8 protein-coding genes are annotated in these 8,453 nt (G+C 57.9%); 3 read left to right on the top strand and 5 right to left on the bottom strand.

Going from position 1 to position 8,453, the window contains the following annotated elements; translation table 11 throughout:
* Window positions 1–138 precede the first annotated feature (138 nt).
* The gene (locus M0974_RS23080) at window positions 139–1,080 is read left to right on the top strand and encodes an AEC family transporter (RefSeq protein ID WP_297842333.1); all 942 of its coding nucleotides are present in this window, start codon (window positions 139–141) and stop codon (window positions 1,078–1,080) included.
* On the opposite strand, the gene M0974_RS23075 is transcribed toward M0974_RS23080, so the two are convergent.
* From M0974_RS23075 to gatC, 5 genes are all read right to left on the bottom strand, one after another.
* On the bottom strand, window positions 1,081–2,136 hold the full coding sequence (locus M0974_RS23075; protein WP_297842338.1) for a calcium/sodium antiporter: 1,056 nt from the start codon (window positions 2,134–2,136) through the stop codon (window positions 1,081–1,083). It lies immediately after the preceding gene.
* 45 nt (window positions 2,137–2,181) lie between these two features.
* Complete coding sequence (locus M0974_RS23070; RefSeq protein ID WP_297842330.1) at window positions 2,182–2,553, bottom strand: septal ring lytic transglycosylase RlpA family protein; 372 nt, start codon at window positions 2,551–2,553, stop codon at window positions 2,182–2,184.
* A 144-nt stretch (window positions 2,554–2,697) separates the two neighbouring features.
* Window positions 2,698–4,143, bottom strand: a complete 1,446-nt coding sequence (gene gatB / locus M0974_RS23065) for an Asp-tRNA(Asn)/Glu-tRNA(Gln) amidotransferase subunit GatB (protein ID WP_297842327.1) — start codon at window positions 4,141–4,143, stop codon at window positions 2,698–2,700.
* A gap of 11 nt (window positions 4,144–4,154) precedes the next feature.
* Window positions 4,155–5,606, bottom strand: a complete 1,452-nt coding sequence (gene gatA, locus M0974_RS23060) for an Asp-tRNA(Asn)/Glu-tRNA(Gln) amidotransferase subunit GatA (protein WP_297842325.1) — start codon at window positions 5,604–5,606, stop codon at window positions 4,155–4,157.
* Between the two features lie 15 nt (window positions 5,607–5,621).
* Window positions 5,622–5,909, bottom strand: a complete 288-nt coding sequence (gene gatC / locus M0974_RS23055; protein WP_297842322.1) for an Asp-tRNA(Asn)/Glu-tRNA(Gln) amidotransferase subunit GatC — start codon at window positions 5,907–5,909, stop codon at window positions 5,622–5,624.
* Between the two features lie 209 nt (window positions 5,910–6,118).
* On the opposite strand from gatC, the gene mreB reads away from it, so the two are divergent.
* Window positions 6,119–7,156 carry a rod shape-determining protein MreB gene (gene mreB, locus M0974_RS23050; protein ID WP_020292894.1) on the top strand — a complete coding sequence of 346 codons (1,038 nt, stop codon included), beginning with the start codon at window positions 6,119–6,121 and terminating at the stop codon, window positions 7,154–7,156.
* A 196-nt stretch (window positions 7,157–7,352) separates the two neighbouring features.
* On the top strand, window positions 7,353–8,453 hold a 1,101-nt coding region (mreC, locus tag M0974_RS23045), incomplete at its 3' end, for a rod shape-determining protein MreC (protein ID WP_297842335.1).

Here is an 8,453-nt window from a genome sequence, read left to right as displayed (position 1 = left end):
GTTGGCGAGGCGGTATTTCAGACAAATCGCGTCGCCTGCTTCCCGAATGAATTCGGTCCAACAGAGCATCTGCATATACCTCACACATTCCCCTGACATATCATTAGTCGCCTAACGACAGGCCGGGGTTTTGAACGCATGCTGGGTATATTTTTAGAGACCCTGAATATCACCGCGCCCGTCTTCGCCATGCTGTTTCTCGGCGTGCTGCTAAAACGAGTCGGCTGGATCAACGACAGCTTCATCCACACGGCTTCGGCACTGGTGTTCAACGTCACCATGCCGGCGCTGTTGTTCCTGGGAATCATCCATGCAGACCTGAGCGCAGCGCTGCAACCGGCGTTGCTGGGGTATTTCTTCGTCGCAACCTTGGTCAGTTTCGCCTTCGCCTGGGGTTGGGCGATCTGGCGTTGTCCCTATGAAGACCGAGGGATTTTCACCCAAGGCGCTTTTCGCGGAAACAACGGCGTTATCGGCCTCGCACTGGCGGGCAGTATGTACGGCAGCTACGGCATTTCCCTTGGGGCGATTCTCGCGGCGCTGGTCATTCTGTTCTACAACACCTTGTCGACCATCGTGTTGGCGGTCTACAGCCCGGTGATCAAATCCGATCCCTGGAGCGTGTTCAAAAGTATCCTGTGCAATCCGTTGATCATCAGTATTTTGGCGGCGACTCCGTTTGCCTATTTCAAAATTGGTCTGCCGGGTTGGCTGCAAACGTCTGGCGAATACTTGGCGCAGATGTCCTTGCCGTTAGCCCTGATCTGCATTGGCGGCACGTTGTCGCTGGTGGCGCTGCGTAAAAGCGGCGACATGGCGATCAGCGCGAGCATGGTGAAAATGATCTGGCTGCCAGTGCTCAGCACCTTGGGTGCCTGGTTATGCGGCTTTCGCGGGGCGGAACTGGGGATATTATTTCTGTACTTCGGCAGCCCGACGGCCTCGGTCAGCTTTGTCATGGCGCGGGCAGCCAACGGCAATCACGAACTTGCAGCAGCGATCATCGTCATCACCACCTTGGCAGCCGCGATCACCACCAATATAGGTATTTTCATTCTGCAGTGGGGCGGTTGGATCTAGTCAACCCGCTTTGTGCTGTCGGCGCCAAGCGCGCACGGTGCTGAACAGAATCAACGCCGCGAGCAGTGGCAGAACGAAATAATTCATCAGCCTCTCCAGCTTCTCGGCCAGCGGCATGCCGGTGGTGAACGAGACAATGTGCAGTCCGTAAGCCAGATACAACGCCAGCAGCAGCAAGCCCTCGGCGCGCGTCACTCGGTAGCCCGAATAAAACACCGGCAAGCACAACGCAGCGACGGCAAGCATGACCGGCAAATCGAAATCCAGCGCGTTGGGCGATATGGACAACGGGCTGGGCGCGATCAGCGCTGTCAGCCCTAATACGCCCAGCAGGTTGAACAGATTGCTGCCGATCACATTGCCTACGGCGATATCGCGTTCGCCGCGCAGGGCAGCAATCAACGAAGTGGTAAGCGCCGGTAATGAGGTGCTTCCCGCGATGACGGTAAGGCCGATGACCCTTTGCGAAAGGCCTAGATCCTCAGCGATGACTACCGCAGCCTGAACCAGCAGGTACCCCCCCAGTACCAGTAGCCCCAAACCAAGGACCAATGTCGCGAGGCTGATGAGCTGTTGCGCTCGGGAGGCGTGGTGCTGGATGGGTGAGGTTTTTTGCACATTGCGCCGGGAACGCCTTGCCAGGATCAGCAGGTAGGCCAGCAGTGAGGCCAGCAGGACGCCGCCATCGAAAGCACTGAGTTCACCGTTGTACGACAGGGCGAAGACCAGCAGGCTGGCGCCGATCATCAGTGGGATGTCGACGCGGACCAGCCTTCGGGCAACCCGCAGTGGAATGATCAGTGCGCAAAGGCCCAAGGTCACCAATACGTTGAAGATGTTGCTGCCCACCACGCTGCCCACGGAAATGTCGGGGCTCGAAGACAACGCTGCTTGCAGGCTCACCGCCATTTGCGGCGCGCTGCTGCCCATTGCGACCACGGTTAAGCCGATGATCAGTGGACGTACTTTTAAGCTGGCGGCCAGACGCACGGCCGCGCGCACTGAAAACTCAGCACCGACCACCAACAAGAATAAGCCGCCGAACAGTTGCAGCAGGTTCGGCAGAGGAAGTGTAGAAAGCGCGAGAATTCAAATCACCTGTCAATCGTTCAAGGCCTGCACGCGTACCCGCGCCACACCAGTCCCCAGCATACCCAGTTGTTGCGCCGCTTGGCGTGACAAATCTATCAGGCGTCCGCGGGTGTGTGGGCCGCGATCATTGACCCTAACTTCGACGCTTTTGTCGTTACCCAGGTTGGTCACTAACAGTCGGGTACCGAAAGGTAAGTTGCGGTGCGCAGCGGTCAGTGAGTTCATATCGAAACGCTCACCGCTGGCAGTGCGTTTACCTTGGTGTTTGGCCCCGTAATAGGACGCGCTGCCGGTTTCGTTGTAGCCCCGCGGGTCGATGTCATGGCTGGCACAACCGGCCAGTAGAGTAAGCAATGCACACGCGCTGAAGAGCCGCCACATGGTTTGGTCCTTCAATTTTTTGTCGGCCCAGATTCACCTGATACCCCGTGGGACCGGATTTACTCGGGAAGGCGTCGGTTCAGACATCTGCGATGCCGGATGAGTCCCCTTCCCGAGTAAATTCGGTCCCACGCAGGTGTACTTTTACCCTTCGAGCTTGCTTTTCAGCAGTTCATTCACCTGTTGCGGGTTGGCTTTACCTTTGGACGCTTTCATCGCCTGACCGACAAAGAAGCCGAACATCTTGCCGCGCTTGGCTTCGTCCGCTGCCCGATAATCAGCCACTTGTTGCGCATTGGCTGCGAGCATTTCGTCGAGCATTGACTCAATGGCGCCGCTGTCGGTGACTTGTTTCAGGCCGCGTTGCTCAATGACGTCATCCGCACTGCCTTCGCCGTTGGCCATCCCTTCAAATACCATCTTCGCGATCTTGCCGGAAATAGTGTTGTCGGTAATGCGCAGCAGCATGCCGCCCAATTGTTCAGCGCTGACGGGCGACTGTTCGATTTCCACGCCCAATTTGTTGAGCAAGCTGCCGAGTTCAACCATCACCCAGTTAGCGGCCAATTTGGCGTCGCCACCGATGCTCACGACTTTTTCGAAGTAGTCGGCTTGCTCACGGCTCGAAGCCAACACACTGGCGTCGTAGGCAGACAAGCCGAACTGCGTCTGGAAGCGTTCGCGCTTTTGCGGCGGTAGCTCAGGCAGCGTGGCGCGGACTTCGTCGAGGAACGAACTCTCGATGACCACCGGCAGCAGGTCCGGATCGGGGAAGTAACGATAGTCGTTGGCTTCCTCCTTGCTGCGCATGGCGCGGGTTTCGTCTTTTGCTGGATCGTACAGGCGTGTTTGCTGGATCACCCGGCCACCGTCTTCGATTAGCTCGATTTGACGCCGAACTTCGGAGTTGATCGCCTTCTCGATGAAGCGGAACGAGTTAACGTTCTTGATCTCGCAGCGCGTGCCGAATTCGGCCTGGCCAAACGGACGGATCGATACGTTACAGTCGCAGCGCAACGAACCTTCGGCCATGTTGCCATCGCAAATGTTCAGATAACGGACCAATGCGTGCATCGCTTTGACGTAGGCTACGGCCTCTTTGGCAGAGCGCATGTCCGGCTCGGAAACGATTTCCAGCAGCGGGGTGCCGGCACGGTTCAGGTCAATCCCGGTCATGCCGCTGAAATCTTCGTGCAGGCTTTTGCCTGCGTCTTCTTCCAGGTGAGCGCGGGTGACGCCGATGCGTTTCACCGTGCCGTCTTCCAGGGTGATATCCAGATGGCCTTTGCCAACGATCGGCAACTCCATTTGGCTGATCTGATAACCCTTCGGCAAGTCGGGGTAGAAGTAGTTTTTACGCGCGAAAACGTTGTGCTGACCGATCTCGGCGTCAATCGCCAGACCCAGCTTGACCGCCATGCGCACTGCTTCCTGGTTCAGCACCGGCAAAACGCCGGGCATGCCGAGGTCAACAAGACTGGCTTGCGTGTTCGGCTCAGAGCCAAACGTGGTGCTGCTGCCGGAGAAAATCTTCGATTGGGTCGAGAGCTGAGTATGAATCTCCAGCCCGATCACAACTTCCCATTGCATGTGTTTTCTCCTTAGAAGCCTGATGGCGTGCGCGTGTGCCAATCGGTGACTGATTGGTATTGATGGGCGACGTTCAGCAGGCGGCCTTCCTGGAAATACGGGGCGAGCAATTGCACGCCAACCGGCAGACCGTCCACGAAGCCAGCAGGCATAGACAAGCCCGGCAGACCCGCGAGGTTGGCGGTGATGGTGTAGAAGTCTTCCAGGTAAGCAGAAATCGGGTCGTCGTTCTTGGCGCCGATTTTCCAGGCCGGGTTAGGCGTGGTTGGGCCCAGGATCACGTCGACTTCGGCAAATGCGCTCATGAAGTCATTCTTGATCAGGCGACGGATTTTCTGCGCTTGCAGGTAATACGCATCGTAATAACCGGCCGACAATGCATAGGCACCGACCAGAATTCGGCGCTGTACTTCAGGACCGAAACCTTCTGCACGGGAACGCTTGTACAGGTCTTCAAGGTTTTTCGGGTCTTCGCAACGATGGCCGAAACGCACGCCGTCGAAGCGCGACAGGTTGGACGACGCTTCGGCGGGGGCGATGACGTAGTAAGCCGGGATCGCGTGTTGCAGGTTCGGCAGGCTGACTTCCTTGACCACCGCGCCTAGCTTTTCCAGCTCTTTAACGCTTTCAAGCACCAACTCGGCAATGCGTGGGTCGAGCCCGGCGCCGAAATATTCTTTCGGAATACCGATGCGCAGTCCTTGCAGCGAGCCGTTGAGGCTGGCGGAGTAATCCGGCACAGGCTCGTCAATGCTGGTGGAGTCCTGAGGGTCGAAGCCGGCCATGCCTTGCAACAGCAGGGCACAGTCTTCAGCCGTACGCGCCATCGGACCGGCTTGGTCCAGGCTTGAGGCGTAAGCGATCATGCCCCAGCGAGAAACACGACCGTACGTCGGTTTGAGGCCGGTGAGGTTGGTCAATGCAGCAGGCTGACGGATTGAGCCGCCGGTGTCGGTGCCGGTTGCGGCCGGTAACAACCGAGCAGCCACTGCGGCCGCCGAGCCACCTGACGAACCGCCGGGCACGTGCTCAAGGTTCCACGGGTTTTTTACCGCGCCGTAGTAGCTTGATTCGTTGGCAGAACCCATGGCGAATTCGTCCATGTTGGTCTTGCCCAGCGTCACCGTGCCAGCTGCAGCCAGTTTGGCAACGACCGTTGCGTCGTAGGGCGCTTTGAAGTTATCGAGCATCTTCGAGCCGCAGCTGGTGCGGATACCCTGCGTGCAGAACAGGTCTTTGTGCGCCAGCGGGACGCCCAGCAGCGCGCCGCTCTCGCCAGCCGCTCGGCGGGCATCGGCAGCACGTGCCTGAGCGGTCGCCAGGTCTTCGGTTAGCGTAATGAAGCTATTAATCTTCGGGTCTAATTGGGCAATACGCGCCAACAAAACCTGAGTCAATTCTTCGGAAGAAAACTTTTTTTCGGCGAGTCCGCGGGCGATCTCGGCCAGAGTCATATGGTGCATTGCAGGCTCTTTCCCTTACTCGATGACTTTCGGAACCAGATAGAGGCCGTTTTGGACCGCTGGTGCGATGGCTTGGTAAGTGTCGCGCTGATTTCGCTCGGTCACGACGTCCGCACGCAGCCGTTGCGAGGCTTCAAGCGGGTGCGCCAGTGGCTCGATACCGCTGGTGTCGACGGCTTGCATCTGATCAACCAGACCAAGAATATTATTAAGTGCATCGGTAGTACGCGGAATATCGGCGTCATTAAGGCCAAGTCGGGCCAGATGAGCGATTTTTTCCACGTCGGAGCGATCAAGCGCCATGGGAATCTCCAGTGGAAAGCAGACGGACGGGATCCGTGTGTTAGATTGTGCGAACACTACCGCATTTCTGCGGTCTTATGGCCGCGAACGTCTTGGGTCGTGCTTGGAAAAACAGCTAATTTAACATATTGGCTCCTTGCCCAAAATCCCTGTCGTTGTTAGAGTTTGCCGCACTTTTTTACCCACGCGTTGCCCAGGGTCCTTTTCCCATGTTCAAGAAACTGCGTGGCATGTTCTCCAGCGATCTCTCGATCGACTTGGGTACTGCCAACACCCTTATTTACGTGCGTGAGCGCGGTATCGTACTGAATGAGCCATCGGTTGTGGCCATTCGCACCCACGGTAATCAGAAAAGCGTCGTTGCTGTCGGGATGGAAGCCAAGCGTATGCTGGGTCGTACTCCGGGCAACATCGCAGCCATTCGCCCGATGAAAGACGGCGTTATTGCCGACTTCAGCGTGTGCGAGAAGATGCTGCAATACTTCATCAACAAGGTTCACGAAAACAGCTTTCTGCAGCCAAGCCCTCGGGTATTGATCTGCGTACCGTGCAAATCCACTCAGGTGGAGCGTCGGGCCATTCGTGAGTCGGCCCTTGGTGCCGGTGCTCGTGAAGTGTTCCTGATCGAAGAGCCAATGGCTGCTGCCATCGGTGCCGGTTTGCCGGTTGAAGAAGCGCGCGGTTCGATGGTTGTCGATATCGGTGGTGGTACGACCGAAATCGCGCTGATCTCCCTCAACGGTGTGGTTTACGCCGAATCCGTACGTGTAGGCGGGGACCGTTTCGATGAAGCGATCATCACTTACGTGCGTCGTAACTACGGCAGCCTGATCGGTGAGTCCACCGCAGAGCGCATCAAGCAAGAAATCGGCACCGCTTATCCAGGCGGCGAAGTACGTGAAGTTGACGTGCGCGGCCGTAACTTGGCTGAAGGTGTTCCGCGGGCGTTCACCCTGAACTCCAACGAAGTGCTTGAAGCGCTGCAGGAATCCCTGGCGACCATCGTTCAGGCGGTTAAAAGCGCGCTTGAGCAGTCCCCACCGGAACTGGCATCGGACATCGCCGAGCGCGGTCTGGTGCTGACCGGTGGTGGTGCCTTGTTGCGTGACCTCGACAAGCTGCTGGCTCAGGAAACCGGTCTGCCGGTGATTGTCGCCGAAGACCCGCTGACCTGCGTTGCACGCGGCGGTGGCCGTGCGCTGGAAATGATGGATAAGCACACCATGGATCTGCTCTCCAGCGAATAAGTTCGCTGAGTCACGTGTCCAGCCAGTCTCGTGTCCAGGCAGCAGCTATTGCTGCCTGTATGCGTTAGGCTGACGCCGAATAAGGCGTTATCTTCTGTCAATCTGTCCAGGCCGGTTCAATGCCGCATGAATAAGCACATCCCATCCAGGTTAAACCCTTTCAGGCTCGATCAATCATGCCCGGGAGGAGCGGCCTATTAAACCGCTTTTCGCAAAAGGCCCCTCGCTGGGCGTGCGCCTGCTTGTGCTGGTCGTCTTATCGGTTGCGCTGATGGTGGTGGATGCCCGTTTCACGGTGTTAAAGCCCGTTCGCAGCCAGATGTCGCTGGTATTGATGCAGTCATACTGGATTGCCGACCTGCCGCAGCGCCTTTATCAAGGGGTCGCGAGCCAGTTCGGTAGCCGTACTGAACTGATCGCAGAAAACGAAAAACTCAGGACTGAAGGTTTGTTGCTGCAAGGGCGCCTGCAAAAACTGGCGGCTTTGACAGAGCAAAATGTCCGTCTGCGCGAACTACTTAACTCCTCCGCGCTGGTCAACGAGAAGGTCGAAGTGGCCGAGTTGATCGGTATGGACCCCAATCCGTTTACCCATCGCATCATCATCAACAAGGGTGAGCGCGACGGCGTGGTGCTCGGTCAGCCAGTGCTTGATGCGCGGGGTTTGATGGGGCAGGTGGTCGAGTTGATGCCTTACACCTCGCGAGTGCTGTTGCTGACAGACACTACTCACAGCATTCCGGTGCAGGTTAATCGCAACGGCTTACGGGCTATCGCCAGTGGTACGGGTAATCCGGAGCGCCTTGAGCTGCGTCATGTAGCGGACACTGCTGATATCAAAGAAGGGGATTTGCTGGTGAGCTCCGGCCTTGGTCAGCGCTTTCCAGCGGGCTATCCGGTAGCGACGGTCAAGGAAGTGATCCATGACCCTGGCCAGCCATTCGCAATCGTCCGCGCCGTGCCGACGGCCGCATTGAATCGCAGCCGCTATTTGCTACTGGTATTCAGTGATGGTCGTTCGCCTGAGCAGCGTGCTGCCGATGCGGCGCAGGCTCAGGAAGCCATTGATCATCCGCCTGCGGACGGTGCGACCGCCGCTAACCCGTCGGTGCCTGCGGGAACCCACGCTACGCCCGCCACGGGTGGGGTGCATACACCAGCGACACCAGCCGCCACTTCACATGCTACGAACCCAGCCTCGGCTGTTGCGCCGGCTCACACGTCGCCGGTACCTGCTCATACGTCTGCCCCGGCTGCCGCAGCCCCTGCGACTCATGCGCCCGCTACCTCGGGTGCC

The organism is Pseudomonas sp., from assembly GCF_026224925.1.
GTDB lineage: Bacteria > Pseudomonadota > Gammaproteobacteria > Pseudomonadales > Pseudomonadaceae > Aquipseudomonas.
The sequence above is the reverse complement of the archived record's forward strand: the minus strand, read 5'-3'. Positions and strand labels throughout refer to the sequence as shown.